The 19506-nt window shown below is 60.4% G+C and carries 18 protein-coding genes; 15 read left to right on the forward strand and 3 right to left on the reverse strand.

The features are described from left to right. Positions 1-4 precede the first annotated feature (4 nt). Together traL and K3152_RS02030 are read right to left on the reverse strand one after the other, a co-directional pair. Entirely contained in the window at positions 5-292 is a 288-nt protein-coding gene (gene traL / locus K3152_RS02025) for a type IV conjugative transfer system protein TraL (protein ID WP_010412623.1), read from the reverse strand. A 26-nt stretch (positions 293-318) separates the two neighbouring features. Next, positions 319-645 carry a hypothetical protein gene (locus K3152_RS02030; RefSeq protein WP_173214078.1) on the reverse strand — a complete coding sequence of 109 codons (327 nt, stop codon included), beginning with the start codon at positions 643-645 and terminating at the stop codon, positions 319-321. 363 nt (positions 646-1008) lie between these two features. Between K3152_RS02030 and K3152_RS02035 the strand changes: the two genes are divergently transcribed. Both K3152_RS02035 and K3152_RS02040 read left to right on the forward strand, forming a co-directional pair. Further along, entirely contained in the window at positions 1009-1470 is a 462-nt protein-coding gene (locus tag K3152_RS02035; RefSeq protein WP_221572381.1) for a hypothetical protein, read from the forward strand. Between the two features lies 1 nt (position 1471). Further along, positions 1472-1738 carry an AlpA family transcriptional regulator gene (locus tag K3152_RS02040; RefSeq protein ID WP_010412637.1) on the forward strand — a complete coding sequence of 89 codons (267 nt, stop codon included), beginning with the start codon at positions 1472-1474 and terminating at the stop codon, positions 1736-1738. Positions 1739-1785: 47 nt separating this feature from the next. Here the strand turns inward: K3152_RS02040 and K3152_RS02045 are convergent, their stop codons facing one another. Continuing rightward, positions 1786-2172, reverse strand: a complete 387-nt coding sequence (locus K3152_RS02045) for a MerR family transcriptional regulator (protein WP_010412642.1) — start codon at positions 2170-2172, stop codon at positions 1786-1788. A gap of 82 nt (positions 2173-2254) precedes the next feature. Between K3152_RS02045 and K3152_RS02050 the strand changes: the two genes are divergently transcribed. The 13 genes from K3152_RS02050 (at position 2255) to K3152_RS02110 (ending at position 19395) form a co-directional block, all read left to right on the forward strand. Continuing rightward, positions 2255-2617, forward strand: a complete 363-nt coding sequence (locus K3152_RS02050) for a DUF3703 domain-containing protein (protein ID WP_010412645.1) — start codon at positions 2255-2257, stop codon at positions 2615-2617. Between the two features lie 8 nt (positions 2618-2625). Further along, positions 2626-3270: a class I SAM-dependent methyltransferase gene (locus K3152_RS02055; RefSeq protein ID WP_221572382.1), complete on the forward strand. Its 645-nt coding sequence runs from the start codon at positions 2626-2628 to the stop codon at positions 3268-3270. 71 nt (positions 3271-3341) lie between these two features. After that, entirely contained in the window at positions 3342-3686 is a 345-nt protein-coding gene (locus tag K3152_RS02060; RefSeq protein WP_221572383.1) for a hypothetical protein, read from the forward strand. A 64-nt stretch (positions 3687-3750) separates the two neighbouring features. Continuing rightward, on the forward strand, positions 3751-4989 hold the full coding sequence (locus K3152_RS02065) for a TolC family protein (RefSeq protein ID WP_221572384.1): 1239 nt from the start codon (positions 3751-3753) through the stop codon (positions 4987-4989). An 11-nt stretch (positions 4990-5000) separates the two neighbouring features. Beyond that, positions 5001-6164, forward strand: coding sequence for an efflux RND transporter periplasmic adaptor subunit (locus K3152_RS02070; RefSeq protein ID WP_221572385.1), 1164 nt, complete (start codon positions 5001-5003; stop codon positions 6162-6164). Positions 6165-6210: 46 nt separating this feature from the next. Further along, positions 6211-9432, forward strand: a complete 3222-nt coding sequence (locus K3152_RS02075; RefSeq protein WP_221573062.1) for an efflux RND transporter permease subunit — start codon at positions 6211-6213, stop codon at positions 9430-9432. Beyond that, positions 9432-11924, forward strand: coding sequence for a heavy metal translocating P-type ATPase (locus K3152_RS02080; RefSeq protein ID WP_221572386.1), 2493 nt, complete (start codon positions 9432-9434; stop codon positions 11922-11924). Before K3152_RS02075 ends, K3152_RS02080 begins: the two co-directional genes overlap by 1 nt. After that, positions 11921-12559: a cation diffusion facilitator family transporter gene (locus tag K3152_RS02085; RefSeq protein WP_221572387.1), complete on the forward strand. Its 639-nt coding sequence runs from the start codon at positions 11921-11923 to the stop codon at positions 12557-12559. Before K3152_RS02080 ends, K3152_RS02085 begins: the two co-directional genes overlap by 4 nt. Continuing rightward, positions 12510-13025, forward strand: a complete 516-nt coding sequence (locus tag K3152_RS02090) for a hypothetical protein (protein WP_247713111.1) — start codon at positions 12510-12512, stop codon at positions 13023-13025. The genes K3152_RS02085 and K3152_RS02090 overlap by 50 nt, the downstream gene beginning before the upstream one ends. A 121-nt stretch (positions 13026-13146) precedes the next feature. Further along, on the forward strand, positions 13147-14382 hold the full coding sequence (locus K3152_RS02095) for a TolC family protein (protein ID WP_221572388.1): 1236 nt from the start codon (positions 13147-13149) through the stop codon (positions 14380-14382). Next, positions 14379-15869 (forward strand): efflux RND transporter periplasmic adaptor subunit, encoded by a 1491-nt coding sequence (locus K3152_RS02100; protein WP_221572389.1) that lies wholly within the window; start codon positions 14379-14381, stop codon positions 15867-15869. Before K3152_RS02095 ends, K3152_RS02100 begins: the two co-directional genes overlap by 4 nt. Continuing rightward, positions 15866-19033 (forward strand): efflux RND transporter permease subunit, encoded by a 3168-nt coding sequence (locus K3152_RS02105; protein WP_221572390.1) that lies wholly within the window; start codon positions 15866-15868, stop codon positions 19031-19033. Before K3152_RS02100 ends, K3152_RS02105 begins: the two co-directional genes overlap by 4 nt. Next, positions 19012-19395: a copper-binding protein gene (locus K3152_RS02110; protein ID WP_247713112.1), complete on the forward strand. Its 384-nt coding sequence runs from the start codon at positions 19012-19014 to the stop codon at positions 19393-19395. The genes K3152_RS02105 and K3152_RS02110 overlap by 22 nt, the downstream gene beginning before the upstream one ends. Positions 19396-19506: the final 111 nt, after the last annotated feature.

Genomic DNA, 19506 nt, shown 5'->3' on the forward strand with positions numbered 1-19506 from the left:
TCCCTCAGCCTGCGAGCAGGCGGCAGTGGGAGGGCGGCGTGGCTTTCAGCCCGAGGAAGCTCCCCGGCAGATACCAGTAGGCAGCATGGACCAGTTTCGACCCTGCGCCTGATGCCTTCGCCTTTCGAAGGGCGAACCAGGTCATGACCGATAGGCCGGTGCCGATGATGATGTGCTGCGAAAGGATGCCCCACGCGAAGGGGACGAGCAGTCCCGCAAACTCGTCGATGGTCCAGAAGCCGATAAGCTCCGGGTCGTCGAGCCGCCGTGGAACGAGGTATCTGTCGGCCATGCCGCCCTCCCGTCGTTAGACCGCGATCAAATGGTTGCGGTCACGACCGAGGTGACGATCGGCACGCCTGTGCCGACGCCAATTCCGACACCGACCGGGACCGCGACCTGCCCAAGGGCGAAGCGGCCCGAGGCGAGCGCGATCAAACCGCCGGCAAGGCTGAGGACGGTGATGATCTTGCCGCCCGAACCTTCGAGGAAGTCAGTGAACTTCTGCAGCGCCGGATCAAAGGTCGTGTCGGCACCGGCATAGGCGGCACCGGCGCAGGCGAGCGCAATCGCGGCCGGAAGAATATAGTCGCGGGCACGAATGCCTTTAACGGATGGGCGGGGAAGGGTGATTGCATTGTTCATCGAGGAACTCCGTTTCGAACATTGGCAGCGATGCGTTCGCTGTATGTTCTTTCCTCGATTGGAAGGCAGGGTGTAGGAAAACGGAAACTGCCGCACGCGGCATTCCGACCAAGAGAAATCGTCGATTCTGGGCAATCTGACCAGGCTTTGCGCGACCGGTGCAGACATTGCGGCCAAGAATACCGATCATTGCGCCACCCATACCGAATTCTGAGATCGAGGGACCGGAATCTGCGCGAATCAAATCGTGTGACGATGAGCCAGTTTCCTACGTGTTCCTTATTTGTTCTTTTTCCTTTCCTACAGTTTGACGCGTCGCCTAGCCTGTTGGTGATTCGCTGAAGATCACCGGAAGCAGGAACAATGGCGCGAAACACAAACGACAAATGGGAAGAACTATCGCGAGGAGTCGCCGCTTTCCTCGACCATGCCGTGGACGAAAGTGGCAAGTCCCGGCGGACGATTGCCGCACAGACGAATATCAACAAGGACGCGCTCCGACGCATCCTCGCCGGGACAAGGTCAGCCACACTGCCAGAGGCGCTGGCCATCCTTGACGCGAGCGGACACGCGCCGCGCACCTCCCTGATGCTGGCACTCGCGGGGTACTCGCAGCGTAGCAAGGATTGGCAGAATAGCGGCGTGCTGGAATTTCTTGAAACCTTCATAAGCGAGTTGCCGTCTGCTTTGGATCAGGCGCTGGGCGAGAGGCTGCTCGATGTGAGACCGCGCTGGGCAAAGGGGACCGCGCACCGCACCGCCGGTCTCCTGTCGGATCACCTCGCGCAACTGGAGCGGCAGGATGAACAAAGCTTCGCTCTCTGAAATGACGACCGGTCTCGAAACGGACGCGGAAGCCGTTCCTGTCGAGCCAACGCCAGACCGGCTCATTCGTCTTCCCGAGGTCATGGCGCGCGTGGGCCTGCGCCGAACGGCAATCTATCAGCGGATGCGCGAAGGCCGTTTTCCAAAGTCGCGTTCGCTCGGTCCCCGTTGCACGGTTTGGGTCGAAGCCGAGATCGATGACTGGATCGGTTCTGTTGTCGAACGCACCGACGAGATATGTCAGAACACGCCCCGAATTTCGAGATGATCATGGTTTGCGTCCCGTCACCGCTCGAATAAACGCGCGCTGTCCCGCTAGCCGGAAAGCACTTCGATTATCCGGCATTCGCCAACCGCTCCGTGCTGGCAGTCGTCGACCATATGGCGCAGTTCGGTTCGCAGTTTTCGCAAGTCACCAAGCTTCCGATCCACTTCGCGTAGGTGGAGGCTGGCAATAGAGTCCACGGCTTCGCACGATTGCGATGGATCATCCGACAAAGAAAGCAATTGGCGCACCTCCGCCATGGTGAAGCCAAGGTCGCGTGCGCGGCGGATAAACCGCAATCTGGCCAATTCGGTCGGGCCATAGTCCCGGTAGTTTCCGGCGGTGCGTGGTGGTTCCTCCAGCAATCCGGTCCGTTCGTAGTAGCGGATCGTTTCGGCGGTCGTGCCGGTCTTCCGCGCCAAGGCACCAATCTTCATGGGTTTCTCGCAATGCTTGACCTTGTAGCCACTACAAGGTGCATAAGACGATTCGAAGATGCAAGCAGAACGGTAAAATCCTGTGGCAAAGAAGGACATTATTGAGCTTATCGAAGCTGAGCGGCGCGTTTTCCGTGCCGCCAGGCAGTCTGGTGACCGGGCTTTGGCTTGGACCGCGCTCGAGCGGGAACATATTCTGGGCCAGGGCTTCTTCGGGCCGCACCTTCGTTCACATATGACGATGCTGGGCTATGCAGTTGAAACCCGCGATGGCCGCGAAGTTCTGGGGCAGGTCATACGTCTTGCGCTCGCTCCCCTTGGTAATCTCACCGGACGGCTCCCCTGGGGCAATACCGGACGCGCAAACGTGAGCGCATTCGCGCCAATGCCATACCCGGACGACCTCGCGGAGGTTTTCACCATCTCTTCGGACGAGGTTCGCTAGCACGCGCCATGGCAATTCTATCCAACGAACAGGTTGAACGTCTCTACGACAAGAACGCGGGAATCTATGACCGATTGGTGTCGGGGTTTCGGTGGGCCGGTCTTGGTCGCTGGCGACGCGATCTGGTTAACCGGCTTGAACTCAACGCCGGTGACCATGTGATCGATCTATGTGCTGGCACCGGCGCAAACCTCGCGTTTCTGCTTGAGAGAGTAGGACCAAGCGGCAAGGTGACGCTGGTCGACCTTTCGCAAGGCATGCTCGACCAAGCCCGTCGACGAGCGAAGCGCCTGCGAGCTAGCAATGTCGAATTTGTGCAGTCAGACGTAGCCGCCTTCCGCTTTCCGAGCGAGACCAGCGCAGTCATCAGCACCTTTGGACTGGAAATGCCACCTGACTACGCCGCGATCATCGAGCGCGCCTCAGCTGCTCTCCCGACGGGTGCCCGGATGGCCCTGCTTGGCCTGAAGCACCCCGAGCGCTGGCCGCGATGGCTGATTGAAATCGGCATAGTGCTGACCAAACCATTTGGTGTGGCGCGGGAATATGAAGAGTTCCGCCCTTGGCTACCAGCACGCAAAGTTTTGCGCGAAGTTCATTTCCGCGAGTTTCTGGCCGGTTGTGCGTATGAATTCGTCGGTGCCAAATCGTGATCATGAAAAGACAAGCGCTCAGACAGCCGTGGTTGCGCAAGCTTTGCAAGGCTCCTAAAGGGTTGAGTAACATGCCGCGTCTTGTGTTCCCCTTCCTTGCGATCATCGCCATTCTTTTCGGTAGTGTCCTATCGTTACCTGACGCGCATGCTTCAGAAGGCGAAAGCTTCGTTCATGCGGCCGATCACGTTTATGCGCATGGGGCGGACCACTTCGATAGCAATGATCCCGAGCCGGACCATGATGGTCAGGACCATTCGGCAACGCATCATCACAATTGCAGCTTCAGCCTCGCCGATAGTGGAGTGTTCCTGGGGTCGCCCTTTGCGCGCACGAATAGCCTGAAGGGTCCGCTTGCGACTTCGATGCTCACCTCGCGCGCGCCGCCAGTTCTGATCCAACCTCCCAAAGCCTGACAGCAAATCATGTGCGAGTGCGCCTGCGCGTGCGCTCGATTGGTTTCAGTCAGGAGATACAATAATGCGGTGCTTTGCACTGGCCGCGGCCTTGATTGCCGTGTCCACGGGTTCGCCAGTATTGGCACAGGAAACAGTTACACTCGAGCAAGCGCTCGCTCGAGCGGGCGTCGGCGTTGAAGGGGAAGATGACCCTTCCAGCAATCCACGGGTTTACGGCCCTCAGGCGGAGGCCGAAGCCGCGCGTGCGGCTATCGACCAAGCACGCCTCCGACCCAATCCCGAGTTATCGCTCGAGGCCGAGAACATCGCGGGCTCCGGCGCTTTCTCCGGGCTGCGATCGACCGAATATACCCTGGCGATCGGTCAGCCGCTCGAACTCGGCGGCAAGCGAAGCGCACGCATCGCGAGCGCACGCGCATCATCCGATTTCGCCGGCTTGCAGAGCAAGTTTGCCTTGTCGCAACTCGCTTTGGGGGTGCGCGAGCGTTATGTGGAGGCTGTAGCCGCAGGCCAACGCCTCGTTCTCGCGCGGCAAATCGTCGAGCGAAACCGTGAACTGACGCGGATCGCCAATGTGCTTGTAGAGGTTGGGCGGGAGCCGCCGCTTCGAGCTATGCGTGCACAAGCTACGCTTGCCGAGGCGGAAGCCGAACTGCAGGCTGCACAAGCAGACGATTTAGCAGCACGTCAGGCGCTCGCGGCACTCTGGGCGACCGGTCAGTCCAGCCCATCTGTTTCTGCCGCGTTTCCCGAACTATCGCCGCCGCTTGACCTGCCGAGTTCGGATGATCCCCTGCCGTTGCGGATTGCAGGGGCGAGAACTGCCTTCGCGCAGGCGGAGATCGCGCGCGAGCGCTCGCTAGGAGTGCCCGATCCCACGCTGTCCGCAGGCGTGCGGCGCTTTGAAGAAAGCAACGATCAAGCCTTCATCGTCGGGATTTCCATTCCGCTGCCTTTCCGCAATCGCAACCAGGGCAACATCGCAGCCGCTGAAGCGCAATATCGCGCGGCAAGCGCAAGCGAGGCAATAGCCGAGGCGGACTACCGGCTCGATTTCGAGCGAACCCGAACGCTTTATCTGGCCGCCGAAACGCGGGTGGAAACCCTTTCCAGCGCATCCCTGCCGCAGGCCGAGGAAGCGCTCAGGCTCGTCGAGATCGGCTACCGCAATGGCAGATTTCCGCTGATCGAAGTCCTGGCAGCTGCCGAAGCGCGCGACGCCATTCGTGAAAATCTGATCCAGGCAGAAGAGACCCGCGGCCTGCTCGCCGCGCGGCTCATCTGGCTCTCCGCACAGTGAGATCCCTTCCCATGAAACGTAACTATTTTATCGCGATAATCGGCATCCTTGTTCTGGTGGCCGTATCTGCTTGGGCCTTCTGGCCGTCAGGGTCAGTCGACCACTCTGAAGACGGGCATAGCGAAGAGGAAGGCGGAGCAGAAACCGCAGGTTCCGAAGACGTTCTGCTGATAGACGAGAAGCAGATCGTGGCTTCGTCGATAGAAATCGAAGCTGTCCAATTCGGCGCTGCGACGGAGCTTGTATTCCCAGCGACCGTCGCCGCAGCGCCGAATGCCAGCGCGCGGATCGATGCGCGTGCTTCCGGTGTGGTGAGGAGCGTGAACAAGACGCTTGGCGACTATGTCAGGCGAGGTGAGCCAATTGCCCGGATCGAAAGCGCTGACGCTGCCGGACTGGCTGCGCAGGTCGCTGCTGCGCGTGCCCGCGTCAACGAACTTTCCGCACTCTATGACCGGGAAAGGCGGCTGTTCGAGGCCAATGTGACGGCTCGGCAGGATCTCGAAGCTGCACAGGCTAATCTGCAAGTGGCAAGATCGGAGCTGTCACGCGCGCAAGCAGCATCCGCAGCTGCTGGTGTCAGCGGGGACGGACGGTCGCTGGCTGTGACGAGCCCGATTTCAGGGCAGATCACCAGCGCGCCGATCGTGCTTGGCTCCTACGTCTCCGCCGGTGAAGAGATGTTCCAGATCGTGAACGCGAGCGGCTTGCAAGTGCAGGTTGCTCTGCCCGCCAGTGATGCTGCGAGAATTAGGCCCGGCGACGAGGCAACGCTGGAAATTGGAGAAGAGCGGGAGATCGGCGGACGTGTGCGCTCGGTGACCCCGGCACTCGATCCGGAAAGCCGCAGCGCAACCGCAGTTATTTCGCTCGCTGGAGCGGTCCCCGGATTGCAGCCAGGCGCATTCTTGCAGGCGCGCATCCGGCCCTCAGGTGAAACCGATGCGACCTCGATCTCGGTGCCTGAATCCGCAGTTCAGATGGTCGAAGGCCGGGAAGTCGTGTTCCTTCGCACGCGTACCGGCTTCCGGGCGACGCCTGTCGTGACGGGATCGCGCTCGGGAGGGCGCATCGTGATCGAGTCCGGCCTGCAAGATGGCCAACGGATTGCGACCGCAAACGCCTTCCTGCTCAAGGCCGAACTCGGAAAAGAGGAAGCCGAACATGGACATTGATCGTTCTGAAAGCGGCTTCGAAAAAGAGGCCGACAGCAATGGCGGCCTGATTGGCGGCGTGCTTGACTGGTCGGTGCGCAATCGCTGGGCGGTCGTAGCCCTTGCCCTAGGTGTTGCCATTTGGGGCGCGTTCAATCTTGCAAAACTGCCGATTGATGCGGTGCCGGACATCACCAATGTTCAGGTGCAGATAAACACCGAGGCACCGGCCCTCTCGCCCTCGCAGATCGAAACGCAGGTAACCTTCCCTGTCGAAACCGGACTAGCCGGTATCGAGGGACTTGAGATGACCCGCTCGATCTCGCGTAACGGCTTCAGCCAGGTCACCGCGATCTTCGAAGAAGGCACCGACATCTACTTTGCCCGGTCGCAGGTCGAAGAGAGGATCGCCAACCTGGCCTCTTCGCTTCCTGCAGGTGCGGAGCCGTCAATGGGTCCGATTGCAACCGGTCTCGGCGAGGTGTTGATGTATACCATCGAATTCGAGCATCCGGGTGGAACCGATGCGCCCAAGGGTGGTGCTGTTGGCTGGCAGAAGGACGGCAGCTTTCTCACGGACCGGGGCGAGCGATTGGACACGCCGGTGGCAAGAGCCGCCTATCTGCGCACGGTACAGGATTGGGTTGTCGCGCCGCTGATGCGTACGGCCGACGGCGTGGCGGGCGTGGACTCGATCGGTGGCTTTGAGAAGCAGTACCTGGTGCAGCCAGACCCCGACCGCCTCAACGGCTACGGCGTTTCGCTCGACCAGCTGATTACCGCGCTCGAAGCAGCGAACCAGGCCGAAGGCGCCAACTTTGTCGAAAGGGCTGGCGAAGCTCTTCTTGCACGGGTCGATTCCCGGCTGAATTCCGTAGAAGACATTGCGCAGGCAGTGGTGGCAACGCGCGAAGGTGTGCCGATCCGCGTCGGCGACGTGGCAACGGTCGAAATTGGCGGCGATCTCCGCACTGGTGCAGCCTCGCTGAATGGCGAGGAAGCCGTCGTCGGTACTGTGCTGATGCGCGCAGGCGAAAACAGCCGCACCGTAGCTGCGGGTGCTGCCGACAGGCTCGACGAGATACGATCGTCGCTTCCGGCAGGAGTTGAAGCGGAGATCGTCTACAACCGTTCGACACTCGTCGATGCGACCATCGTGACGGTACGCAACAACCTGGTCGAGGGCGCGCTGCTCGTCATCGTCATTTTGTTCTTGCTGCTTGGAAACATCCGCGCCGCGATCATTGCAGCTCTGGTCATCCCATTGTCGATGCTGATGGCAGCTATTGGCATGAACCGGCTTGGCGTATCTGGCAATCTGATGAGTCTTGGTGCGCTTGATTTCGGCCTGATTGTCGATGGCGCTGTCATCATCGTCGAAAACAGCATCGCGCGCCTCGCCGCAAGGCAGGAGCACAAGGGACGTTTGCTCACACTGCGCGAACGCCTTGCCGAGACGCGGGCAGCGGCGCATGAGATGATCAAGCCAACGGTGTATGGCCAGGCGATCATCTTTCTGGTTTTTGCGCCACTCCTCACCTTCACCGGGGTTGAGGGCAAGACATTTTCGCCCATGGCCATCACGGTGATGCTGGCACTTGCCTCGGCATTCATCCTCTCGCTTACTTTCGTCCCAGCGATGATCGCTCTCTTGCTGAACAAGAAAATCAACGAGCAGGAAGCAAAGCCCATCCGAATGACAAAGGAGCGCTATGGTCCGCTGCTGCGCAGAGCGCTTGCCCGTCCATGGCCTGTCATCGGTACCGGAGTCGGCGTGTTCGCGCTCGCGGCGCTTGTCTTCAGCTTCATCGGCAGCGAATTTACACCGCAGCTCGACGAGCGTGATCTGGCTGTCCAGTCATTGCGTATTCCTTCCACCCCACTGGAGCAGTCGCTTACAATGCAGCGCCAGGTTGAAGCGCGATTGAAGCAATTCCCGCAGGTTGAGCTGGTATTTTCGCGCACCGGCACGGCAGAGGTCGCGACCGACCCTATGCCGCCGAACATCTCGGATGCCTATGTTATCCTCAAACCGCGCGAAGAATGGCCTGACCCCTCGCTGTCTAAGGATCAACTTGTAAGCGAGATGGAAGAGGCGCTCGGCAATCTCGTTGGCAATCTCTATGAATTCAGCCAGCCCATCGAGCTGCGCTTCAACGAGCTCATCGCAGGCGTTCGCGGCGATGTTGCGGTCAAAGTCTACGGCGATGATCTCACGGCCATGACGGCAGCAGCCAATGAAGTTGCCACAGTTCTCCGCGGCGTTGATGGTGCGGCCGACGTGAAAGTTCAGCAAGTGTCGGGCTTTCCAACGCTCGATATTGCCTTCGATAGACCCACAATCGCGCGTTACGGCCTGACGGTCGAAGACGTGACACAGTCGGTTGCCATTGCCCTTGGCGGTCGCACAGCGGGTCTCGTGTTCGAAGGTGACCGGCGGTTCGATGTCGTGGTCAGGCTGTCCGATGCGAACCGCAACGACTTTGACCAGCTTGGAACATTACCCATTGTCCTGCCCAATGGCGGAAGCGTCCCGCTTCGTGCTGTGGCAGAATTTCAGGTGATAGATGGGTTGACCGAAGTCCGGCGCGAGCAGGGTCGCCGGCTGGTGATTGTGTCCGCCAACGTCCGTGAACGTGATCTTGGGTCATTCGTCGAGCAGGCACAGTCCGAGGTTGCCGCGAATGTTGATTTGCCGTCCGCATCATTCATCGAATGGGGTGGCCAATATCAGAACCTGCAACAAGCTCAGCAGCGTCTGCTCATCGTGGTCCCGCTTGCCTTCGCGGTTATCCTACTGTTGCTTTATATGGCGGTCGGCGGTTGGGTCCCTGCGCTGGCGGTGTTCAGCGCAATCCCCATGGCACTGGCTGGCGGGGTCTTTTTCCTGGCTCTGCGCGGCATGCCTTTTTCCATCTCGGCAGCGGTGGGGTTCATTGCTCTCTCCGGGGTTGCGACGCTGAACGGCCTCGTCATGATCACAGCGATCAAGCAGCGTCTCGAGCAAGGCTTGGAACTGGGCGACGCGATCATCGAGGGCGCGATCGCGCGGCTGCGGCCGGTGTTGATGACAGCGCTAGTTGCATCGCTCGGCTTTGTTCCGATGGCGCTTGCGACGGGAACCGGGGCCGAAGTGCAACGTCCATTGGCTACGGTTGTCATTGGTGGGTTGATCACCGCCACGGCGCTCACCCTGTTCGTATTGCCAGCCATTGTAAGCCTGATCTTCGCGAGAAAACCGCGCGCGACCCAGGTTGAGACATCAGCAGCAGCGAGGAGCGACAGCTAGTGACACGGAATATCGAACTCGAACTATCGTCGCTTCTCCCGGACATTCCGAGCGACACCGACAGATGTATCGCTCGGCTGCAGTCGTTGCTCAGTTCGCGGGCAGGTGTGCATGCGGTTGAGGTCGTTGAAGGATCGAACAGTGCACCTGCCCAGCTTGCAATATCTTACGATCCCGATCGTCTCACGATCGCGCGGATCAGAGAACTTGCGCACGTAGCAGGAGCGGAAATTTCCGGGCGCTACGGGCATGTTGTGTGGCAAACCGAGGGCATTAATTCGGTGCGCCGGGCGCAGACAGTCGCAGATCTGGTAGCCCGCGAATCCGGCGTACTTGAAGCAAATGCCGATGCGAGCGGAAAGCTGGTCGCCGAGTTCGACCGCCGGCGTACCGATGAGACAGCGATTGCCAATGCGCTGCAAGAACTGGGGGTTTCAATCAAGGCCGACAAAATCGCCGCAAATGCCAGAGATGCTGAAGAACACCGCCATGACGATAAAGATCATTCCGGGCACAGTCACGGCGGCATCTTCGGCGCTAATACTGAACTCTTTTTCTCGCTCGCTTCGGGCGCATTTCTCGCCATCGGCTTCGGGATCGAGAAGCTATGGGACGGACATCCGGTCTGGCTGCCGTTCGCTTGTTATATAGCGGCATATTTCTTCGGAGGCTTCTTCACTCTCCGAGAGGCGTGGGACAATTTGCGCCTCCGCCGGTTCGAAATCGACAGCCTCATGCTTGTCGCCGCTGCGGGCGCCGCCTTTCTCGGGGAATGGGCCGAAGGCGCGCTACTGCTGTTCCTGTTCAGTTTCGGCCACGCGCTTGAACACTACGCGATGGGGCGCGCGAAGAAAGCTATCGAAGCGCTCGCCGAGCTTGCCCCGGACACCGCACGGGTAAAGCGCGGAACTGACGTAGTTGAGATCCCGGTCGAGGAGCTTGCGCTAGGCGACGTGGTAATCGTGCGTCCGAACGAACGCCTTCCGGCCGATGGCTTCATCCTGGACGGCGTCAGTGCCATCAATCAGGCTCCGGTGACCGGCGAAAGCGTGCCGGTCGACAAGAGCGCGGTTTCGGATGTTGCTTCTGCGCGCGCCAACCCTGACAATCTTGCGGATGACAATCGCGTCTTCGCGGGGACGATCAACGGATCGGGCGCGCTCGAAGTGGAAGTGACCCGGCGATCAAGCGATACGACCCTAGCCAAGGTCGTCCAAATGGTGAGCGAAGCCGAGGCTCAGCAATCTCCGACCCAGCGCTTCACGCAGCGCTTCGAGCGAATTTTCGTGCCTGCCGTGCTCGCTCTGGCCGGCCTGCTCCTTTTCGCATGGGTCGTCATCGACGAACCCTTCCGCGACAGTTTCTACCGGGCGATGGCGGTGCTTGTGGCTGCGAGCCCCTGCGCTTTGGCGATCGCGACCCCGAGCGCGGTCTTGTCCGGAGTGGCCAGAGCAGCGCGCAGCGGCATTCTGGTAAAGGGCGGCGCGCCGCTCGAAGATCTCGGTGCGCTCAAGGCCATCGCGTTCGACAAGACCGGTACTCTTACCGAAGGCGAACCCCGCATTACCGATGTCCAACCCGCGCAGGGCGTATCTGAAAACGAACTGCTTGCGATTGCCTCGGCGGCTGAAAATCTGAGCGATCATCCCCTGGCACAGGCGATTGTCAGGGACGGCAAGCAGCGGCTTGGCGATGAGAATCTGCCCGAAGCTACCAATCTCGAAAGCTTCACAGGCAAGGGCATCACCGCGCTTGTCGACGGTGAGCGGGTGTGGATCGGAAAGCTCGAAATGTTCGGGCAAGACGGGGTCCCTGCGCTCAGTGCCGAACTGTCGGATGCTATAGAGTCCATGCGCGAGCGCGGGCGAACGACGATGGGCGTTCGCTCGGAAACGCGCGATCTCGGAGCGATCGGCTTGCTCGACACGCCGCGCGCGGCGGCAAAGGCGACGCTTGAAGCGTTGCGCGGCCTCGGGATCACCCGGATGATCATGATCTCGGGCGACGATCAAAGAGTGGCCGATGCGGTTGGAAAGGAAGTCGGCCTCGACGAGGCCTGGGGAAATCTCATGCCCGACGACAAGGTCAAGGCCATCCGCAACCTTGCCGGCCAGGACAAGGTTGCGATGGTCGGAGACGGGGTCAATGACGCTCCGGCCATGGCGAACGCAACGGTCGGAATAGCAATGGGGGCTGCCGGCTCGGACGTTGCATTGGAGACAGCCGACGTCGCGCTGATGGCCGATGATCTCGCCCGACTGCCTTTTGCCGTCGATCTGAGCCGGCAGACCCGGTCGATCATCCGGCAGAATATGATCGTCAGTCTCGGAATTGTCGTCGTGCTCATCCCGGCAACCATTTTCGGTCTCGGGATAGGCCCCGCTGTCGCGGTTCACGAGGGATCAACGCTAATCGTGGTCGCCAATGCGCTTCGCCTTCTGGCGTATAAAGAGAAGGGCAGCACAAAAGACATAGCGGAGAAGCCAGTATGAGCTGCAACGATGACTTCGATCTGGATTCGGCGGACAAACGACGCACATTGTGGATCGTATTGTGGCTCAACGTCGCAATCGCGGTTGGTTTCTTTGTCGTTGCCTATTTTGCGGACTCGAACGCGCTCTTGGCCAACGGGCTCGACAATTCATCCGATGCATTTGTCTACGCGCTCAGTCTTCTGGCTCTCACCCGTTCGCAATCCTGGAAACGAGGGGCCGCGCGTTTCTCAGGCATTATGCTCCTAGTCTTCGCCGGAGGCGTTATCGCCGATGCCGTCAGGCGTTTCATCGAAGGCTCCGAGCCGGGCGGCCTGATGATGATCGCCATGGCGGCCATCGCGGCGGTGGTGAACCTCATATGCCTGCGCATGCTCCAGAAGCTTCAGCAAAAGGATGTCAATCTGCGCGCAGCGACCACGTTTAGCTTCAACGATTTCATATCGAACGGCGGTATCATCGTCGCCGGGATCATCGTTATGCTTACAGGCGCAAATTGGCCGGATCTCGTGGTTGGGATCGCGGTTGCTGGCATCGCCCTGTATGGCGGGATCGATATCCTTCGCGATGCGCACAGGGATAAGCATGAGGAAGCGGGCACCCAACATATCAAAGGCGACGAATTCCGAAGATGATGCTCGAATTTTGCATTTTGGCCGCTGGATTGCCTCGGCTCCTTATTCAGACTATCGCAGCTCCGTGAAATTTGTTCGCGCCTTGACCCTGATTTGCTTCAGCTTTGGACTGTTTGTGCAGGTTGCTGCGCAGGCGGCCGTTCCGCAGAGCGAAATGGCTGGGTCGGCTGATTGTGCTGAAATGGCGCAAGGCATGGCCGAGCACGGCATGTCTGAACACGCGATGCCCGAACAGATGGTTTCCGAAACGGACCCGGCCGAACAGCATGGCTCATGCTGCGAGATGAGCCTCGATTGTCTCGTAGCCATGAATTGCCTGCCGCCGCTGGCGCTTGCGGGTCCGGGACTGGCGCATGCAGGACCGTTTCCTGTTGCGCCTACGTATCTGGCCGCTAGCGCCAGCAGGCTCGACGGCCAGCCTCGACCGCCGGAATCTCCCCCTCCACAAACTGAACTCACCATCTAGCATTTCCCGGGCGGTGCTCTGCGCCGTTTGCGAGCTTGACGGATTACTTGACTTGCGCCGTGTCGATTGACGCGTACGCCGCAGTCGTTCCCGGCCAGTTCGCTTTGAAAGAGTGAGAATTATGGATTGGCGAATTGGCTTGTTGCCGTTTTCGGCCCTGCTCAGCGCACAAGCTGCGCAAGCGCAGTCTGTCGGATACGAAGAAGCCCTTGCATCGGTAAGAGTCGAGCAACCCGCTCTAGAAGCTGGCGCGCTGCGTGTGCAATCACGGCGCGAGGCTGCGGAAGCGGCAGACGAGCTTCCTGACCCGCGTGTACGCGCAGGGGTTATGAATCTTCCGGTCAGCGGTCCCGCGGCGTTCGAGCTTGACCGGCAACTTCCTACGCAAGTCGCCATCGGTATCGAGCAGGAGATACCCAACCTCGCCCGCCGACGGGCGAAATTTGGCGTTGCCAGTTCGGAAGTGAGGCTAGCCGAAGCGCGCCTGGGTGTGACCGACCGTGATCTCCTCGCCGATGCGGGAACGGCTTGGGTGAGGCTCTATTATGCGCAGGCGCGGATTGAGCTTGCCCACGCCGCGCTGGACGAATTGAGGGCATTCGTACCCGCAGCGAACAGCGCCGTCGCCTCCGGGTCGGCCCGCCCGGCAGAGAGTCTGGCGATCCGGCGCGAACTGCTTGGGATCGAGGATGCAGCGACGTCGATCGAGGCCGAGCGCGAGACGGCGCAAGCGCAGCTTTCCCGATACATACCGTTCCCTGACCCGGTTGCCTTGGGTGAGGCTCCCACGGCGGCTCTGGATGAAAACCAGCTTCGCTTCGAACTGGAAGAGAATCCCGAACTCATTCTGGCCGATGCGGAACAAGATCGGGCCGAAGCCGGTGTGGCGCTCGCTCGCGCTGAAAAGCGGCCGGATTTTGGGGTGAGCGTCACCTATGGTCGTCGCGACCAGGCGTTTGGCGATGCGGTGTCGGTCATGGGGTCGATTACTCTTCCGATCTTCACCGACCGGCGGCAGAATCCGCGCATCGCCGCCGCCGAAGCCGATGCCGCTGCCGCTTTGGCCGACCGCGAGGATCGCAGGCGCGCGCTGGTTGCGGATTTCGAAGCCGATCTCGCCACTTGGCGCAGCACTACGCGCCAATGGCGCCGCGCGCGTGATGAACTTCTTCCGCTCGCGCGTGACCGCGTTGAGCTCGAGACAGCCAGCTTTGCGGCCGGGCGTGCCGATCTCGTCGATGTGATTGCGGCGAAATCCGCACTTGCCCTGCTCGAGCTGGAAATTCTCGAACGCGAACAGGCGGCGGTGCAGGCGGCGGTCAAACTACAACTCACATACGGGGAGGGCAGGCCATGAACTCCGTGCTCGAACGATTTACGCAGCGCCAACGCTTGTTTGCGGCTGGGCTAGGTATTGCCCTTGTCAGCCTGGCTGCTGGCTACGGTCTTCACATGCTCGGCGGCGAGAGCAGCGGGGCTGGGTCGGCGACGGATACTGACTGTGAGGACGTGCTCTATTGGTACGATCCGATGGTGCCCGGACAACGCTTTGACGAGCCCGGTAAGTCGCCCTTCATGGACATGATGCTGGTTCCCAAGTGCGCGGGAGAAGCTGCGGAAGCGGGCGTCCGGATCGATCCGGGCCTTGTCCAGAATTTCGGAATTCGCACCGCAGCAGCCGAGTTCGGCGTTCTCGAACCGGAGATCACCGTTACGGGTGTCCTCGCATACAACAGCAGGGATATAGCTATCGTCCAGCCGCGCGCGGGGGGCTACGTCCAACGCACCTATGGCCTTACGCAGGACGATGTCGTCAGTCGCGGCACTCCGATCGTCGATATTTTGGTCCCTGATTGGGGCGGCGCGCAGCGCGAGTACATTGCTGTGCTCAATACTGGCGATCGGGCGCTGGCAGATGCGATGCGGCAGCGCATGCGATTGCTTGGAATGAACGACGCAATGATCGCATCGGTCGAACGCACACGCAGAGCCCAAAACACGATCACCGTCACGGCTCCGGTGGGCGGTGCCGTAACAATGCTTGGGGTGCGCTCCGGCATGACTGTAATGGAAGGTCAGACTTTGGCCGAGATTACGGGCTTTTCGCCGATATGGCTTGAAGCTTCGGTTCCTGAAGCCCAGGCCGCAAATATCCGGCAGGGCCAGCCCATCAGTGCGACCCTGGCAGCGTATCCGGATCAGCGATTTGCGGGACGGATTGTTGCCATCCTTCCAAGCGCCGATGCCGCGAGCCGAACCATCACCGTCCGGGCTGAGCTACCCAATCCGCGCGGCAGGTTGAAACCGGGGATGTTCGCGCAGGTGTCGCTTTCACCCGACACACGGCGAGCCTTGCTGGTACCGTCGGAGGCGGTCATTCGAACCGGACGCCGAAATCTCGTGATGCTCAAGCAGGATGAAGGCGCGTTCCTGCCTGCCGAGGTCGAAATCGGGCGCGAAGCGAATGGCAGGACAGAGATACTCGCAGGCCTTGCGGAGGGCGAGCAGGTCGTCACTTCAGGTCAGTTCCTGATCGACTCCGAAGCAAGTCTTGGCGGGATCGACGTCAGGTCGATCGATGGGACCATGAGCATGGCGTCGGACGGCTCGCCAAAGATGAGGGCATACACCGCTACGGGAAGAGTGACGAAAATCGCTGGTGCTTCGATCACTCTCAACCACGCGCCGGTTCCCGCCCTCGAATGGCCAAGCATGGTCATGCCCTTCGCCCTCGCCGACGCCGCTCTAGTTGACGGTATTGAACCGGGCGACAAGGTCGAGTTTACCTTCTCGCAGCACGACACCGGTCCGCGCATCGAATCCATTCGGAAGACCGACCGATGATCGCGCGCATAATCGATGCCTCGATCGCCAATCGGTTTTTCATCGTTCTGGCGGCCTTCGCGGTCACGCTCGCCGGCTTCTGGGCGGTGCGCGCAACGCCTGTCGATGCGATCCCAGATCTGTCTGATGTGCAGGTCGTGGTGCGGTCGAATTACCCGGGGCAAGCTCCGCGCATCGTCGAGGACCAGGTCACCTATCCGCTCGCAACGACGATGCTCTCGGTGCCGGGCGCGGAAACAGTGCGCGGCTATTCGATGTTCGGCGACAGCTTCGTCTACGTGATCTTCGAGGATGGGACGGACCTCTACTGGGCGCGCTCGCGCGTGCTCGAATATCTCAACCAGGTGCAAAACGAATTGCCCGACGGAGTGACCAGCTCGCTCGGGCCGGACGCGACGGGCGTGGGCTGGATTTACGAATATGCGCTGGTTGACCGAACGGGGAACAGCGACCTTGCTGGCCTTCGGAGCCTTCAGGACTGGTTCTTGCGCTATGAGCTGCAGACCATTCCGGGCATCGCAGAGGTCGCCAGCGTCGGCGGCATGGTCAAGCAATACCAGGTCGTCCTGGAGCCTTATCGCATGGCTTCGCTTGGCGTCACTTACAGCGATGTCGTGCGCGCCATACAAGCTTCCAATCAAGAGGCTGGCGGATCGGTGGTCGAAATGGGCGAGGCCGAGTTTATGGTCCGCGCTTCAGGCTATCTCACGTCTCTCGACGACTTCCGGCAGATCCCTCTCAAATCAGTCGGGAGCGGTATACCGGTTACTCTATCCGATATCGCCACGATCCAGCTTGGCCCCGAAATGCGGCGAGGAATCGCCGAACTCAATGGCGAAGGCGAAGTCGCAGGCGGTATTGTTGTGCTTAGACAAGGCGAGGATGCGCGGGCAACCATCGCGGCTGTCGAAGAGAAGCTCGACGTGCTCCAGGCCAGTCTTCCTGAAGGGGTCGAGATTGTCACGACCTATGATCGTTCGAAGCTGATCGACGCCTCGATCGAAAACCTGACCGGAAAACTCATCGCCGAATTTATCATCGTCGCGATCGTTTGCGCGCTGTTCTTGTGGCATGTGCGATCAGCATTGGTGGCGATCGTCACGCTTCCATTGGGGGTGCTGGCGGCCTTTATCGTGATGCGGTTCCAGGGGGTCGATGCGAACATCATGTCCTTGGGCGGCATCGCCATCGCAATCGGCGCGATGGTCGACGCTGCCATCGTCATGATCGAGAACGCGCACAAGCATATCGAGCATTGGGAAGAGGACCATCCCGACGAGAAGATGTCCAACGATGAGCGCTGGAAACTGATTGCGGACGCATCGAAAGAGGTGGGGCCAGCGCTGTTTTTCAGCCTCCTGATCATAACCCTATCGTTCCTGCCGGTGTTTACTCTGCAGGCGCAGGAAGGGCGGCTCTTCTCCCCACTGGCCTTTACCAAGACCTATGCCATGGCGGCGGCCGCCATTCTGTCGGTGACGCTGGTTCCCGTTCTGATGGGCTGGCTGATCCGCGGGAAGATACCCAAGGAGGACACCAACGTCCTCAATCGCTTGCTGACCAAAGCCTACCGGCCGGGTCTTGATTGGGTGCTCAGCCGACCCAAGACGACAATGCTGGTGGCCGGACTGGTGTTCCTCACGGCGCTGGTCCCGTTCACGCGCCTTGGTGGCGAATTCCTGCCGCCGCTCGATGAAGGCGACTTGCTTTACATGCCAAGCGCGTTGCCTGGCCTGTCTCCTGGTGAAGCGTCGGCATTGCTTCAGCGGACGGATCGGCTGATCAAATCCGTGCCGGAAGTCGATACCGTGTTCGGCAAGGCAGGACGCGCGGATACCGCAACAGACCCGGCGCCGCTCACGATGTTCGAGACGACCATCCGGTTCAAGCCGCGCGAAGACTGGCGGCCGGGCATGACGCCAGAGAAGCTCGTCGACGAGCTCGATCGTGCTGTGCAGGTGCCGGGACTCGCCAATGTCTGGGTGCCCCCGATCCGCAACCGCATCGATATGCTCGCGACCGGTATCAAAAGCCCGATCGGCGTGAAAGTGTCCGGCGAGGACCTTGCCGAAATCGAGCGCGTAGCTTTGCAGGTCGAGAATGTCGCAAAACAGGTTCCTGGCGTCAGTTCCGCTTTGGCAGAGCGTCTTTCGGGAGGCCGCTATGTCGATGTGGACATCGACCGGGTCGCTGCGGCGCGTTTCGGGCTGAATATCGCCGATGTTCAGCAAATTGTGTCAGGCGCGATCGGCGGCGCGAATATCGGCAGAACGGTCGAAGGATTGGCGCGATATCCCATCAATGTGCGCTATCCGCGCGAGATCCGCGACAGCCTCGCAGAACTGCACGCGCTGCCTTTGCTAACCCCCTCTGGCCAGCAAATTACGCTCGGCACCGTAGCGCAGGTGAGCGTCAGCGATGGCCCCCCGATGCTCAAGAATGAGCAAGGCCGTCTCATCAGCGTGGTCTATGTCGATACGCGCGGGCGCGATTTGACCTCGGTCGTAAGCGATCTTCAGGCGGCAGTTTCAGAGGGCGTCGATCTGCCTGCCGGTGTAAGCATTTCCTACGCGGGCCAGTTTGAATATCTCACCCGCGCCAATGAGCGGTTGCAGGTCGTCGTTCCCGCGACGCTCGGCATCATTTTCGTTTTGCTGTACCTGATCTTCCGCCGCTTCGACGAAGCGCTACTTGTTATGGGCACGCTGCCCTTTGCCCTCACCGGCGGCTTCTGGCTGCTCTATCTGATGGGCTACAACCAGTCTGTTGCGACATCGGTGGGTTTTATTGCGCTTGCCGGTGTGTCTGCCGAGTTCGGCGTCATCATGCTGATCTACCTCAAGTCTGCGCTGGCCCGGCGCAGCGGTGCCCTCGATGCGGACGGCGTGGGCGAAGCCATCAGGGAGGGTGCTCTTCTGCGCGTGCGTCCCAAGGCGATGACCGTGGCCGTCATTCTTGCCGGTCTCTTCCCTATCCTCATTGGAACCGGCGCAGGTTCGGAGGTCATGAGCCGCATCGCCGCGCCGATGGTGGGCGGCATGATCACCGCGCCGCTGCTTTCGATGTTCGTTATCCCCGCCGCATATTTGTTGATGCGGCGCCCCCGGCCCGAACGGCCAACCCAACCCCAAGGAGAAAAAGAATGCGTACCACAACCCTCATGAGCCTACTGGCCTTTCCGCTGGCGCTGGCGGCCTGCGATTCTGGCCAGGACACTGCCGACATGAACGACATGCCGATGGCAGAAAATGAAATGATGATGGACGGCGAGGATATGCCAATGATGGAACCTAGCAGCGAAATGCAAACCGTCAGTGCAGAAGGCACGGTCACTGCAATCGATGCCGAAGCGGGCACGATAACCGTCGACCACGGTCCGGTCCCAGCGATCGAATGGCCTGCGATGACCATGGCTTTTGAAGCCGATGAGCAACTGCGCAGCGAAGTAAGCGTCGGTGAGGGAATTGCCTTTGAATTTCGTACCGGTTCTGAAGGCAATGTGATCACGTCGATCACGAAGCAGTGAGTCGGTTGGGTGGTGCCAGGCAAACCTGGTGCCGCCCAACCAAATGCGGACGACCGAAACCTGGTATCGTGCCGGCACCGCCAAAGTATTCGGCACAAGGCTGTAAGAGGT

The organism is Qipengyuania polymorpha, from assembly GCF_019711435.1.
Lineage (GTDB): Bacteria > Pseudomonadota > Alphaproteobacteria > Sphingomonadales > Sphingomonadaceae > Qipengyuania > Qipengyuania polymorpha.

Coding starts and splice junctions, on each gene's coding strand:
- traL (WP_010412623.1), bottom strand. CDS start 292: ATGGCCGACAGATACCTCGTTCCACGGCGGCTCGACGACCCGGAGCTT.
- K3152_RS02030 (WP_173214078.1), bottom strand. CDS start 645: ATGAACAATGCAATCACCCTTCCCCGCCCATCCGTTAAAGGCATTCGT.
- K3152_RS02035 (WP_221572381.1), top strand. CDS start 1,009: ATGGCGCGAAACACAAACGACAAATGGGAAGAACTATCGCGAGGAGTC.
- K3152_RS02040 (WP_010412637.1), top strand. CDS start 1,472: ATGACGACCGGTCTCGAAACGGACGCGGAAGCCGTTCCTGTCGAGCCA.
- K3152_RS02045 (WP_010412642.1), bottom strand. CDS start 2,172: ATGAAGATTGGTGCCTTGGCGCGGAAGACCGGCACGACCGCCGAAACG.
- K3152_RS02055 (WP_221572382.1), top strand. CDS start 2,626: ATGGCAATTCTATCCAACGAACAGGTTGAACGTCTCTACGACAAGAAC.
- K3152_RS02060 (WP_221572383.1), top strand. CDS start 3,342: ATGCCGCGTCTTGTGTTCCCCTTCCTTGCGATCATCGCCATTCTTTTC.
- K3152_RS02065 (WP_221572384.1), top strand. CDS start 3,751: ATGCGGTGCTTTGCACTGGCCGCGGCCTTGATTGCCGTGTCCACGGGT.
- K3152_RS02070 (WP_221572385.1), top strand. CDS start 5,001: ATGAAACGTAACTATTTTATCGCGATAATCGGCATCCTTGTTCTGGTG.
- K3152_RS02085 (WP_221572387.1), top strand. CDS start 11,921: ATGAGCTGCAACGATGACTTCGATCTGGATTCGGCGGACAAACGACGC.
- K3152_RS02090 (WP_247713111.1), top strand. CDS start 12,510: ATGAGGAAGCGGGCACCCAACATATCAAAGGCGACGAATTCCGAAGAT.
- K3152_RS02095 (WP_221572388.1), top strand. CDS start 13,147: ATGGATTGGCGAATTGGCTTGTTGCCGTTTTCGGCCCTGCTCAGCGCA.
- K3152_RS02100 (WP_221572389.1), top strand. CDS start 14,379: ATGAACTCCGTGCTCGAACGATTTACGCAGCGCCAACGCTTGTTTGCG.
- K3152_RS02105 (WP_221572390.1), top strand. CDS start 15,866: ATGATCGCGCGCATAATCGATGCCTCGATCGCCAATCGGTTTTTCATC.
- K3152_RS02110 (WP_247713112.1), top strand. CDS start 19,012: ATGCGTACCACAACCCTCATGAGCCTACTGGCCTTTCCGCTGGCGCTG.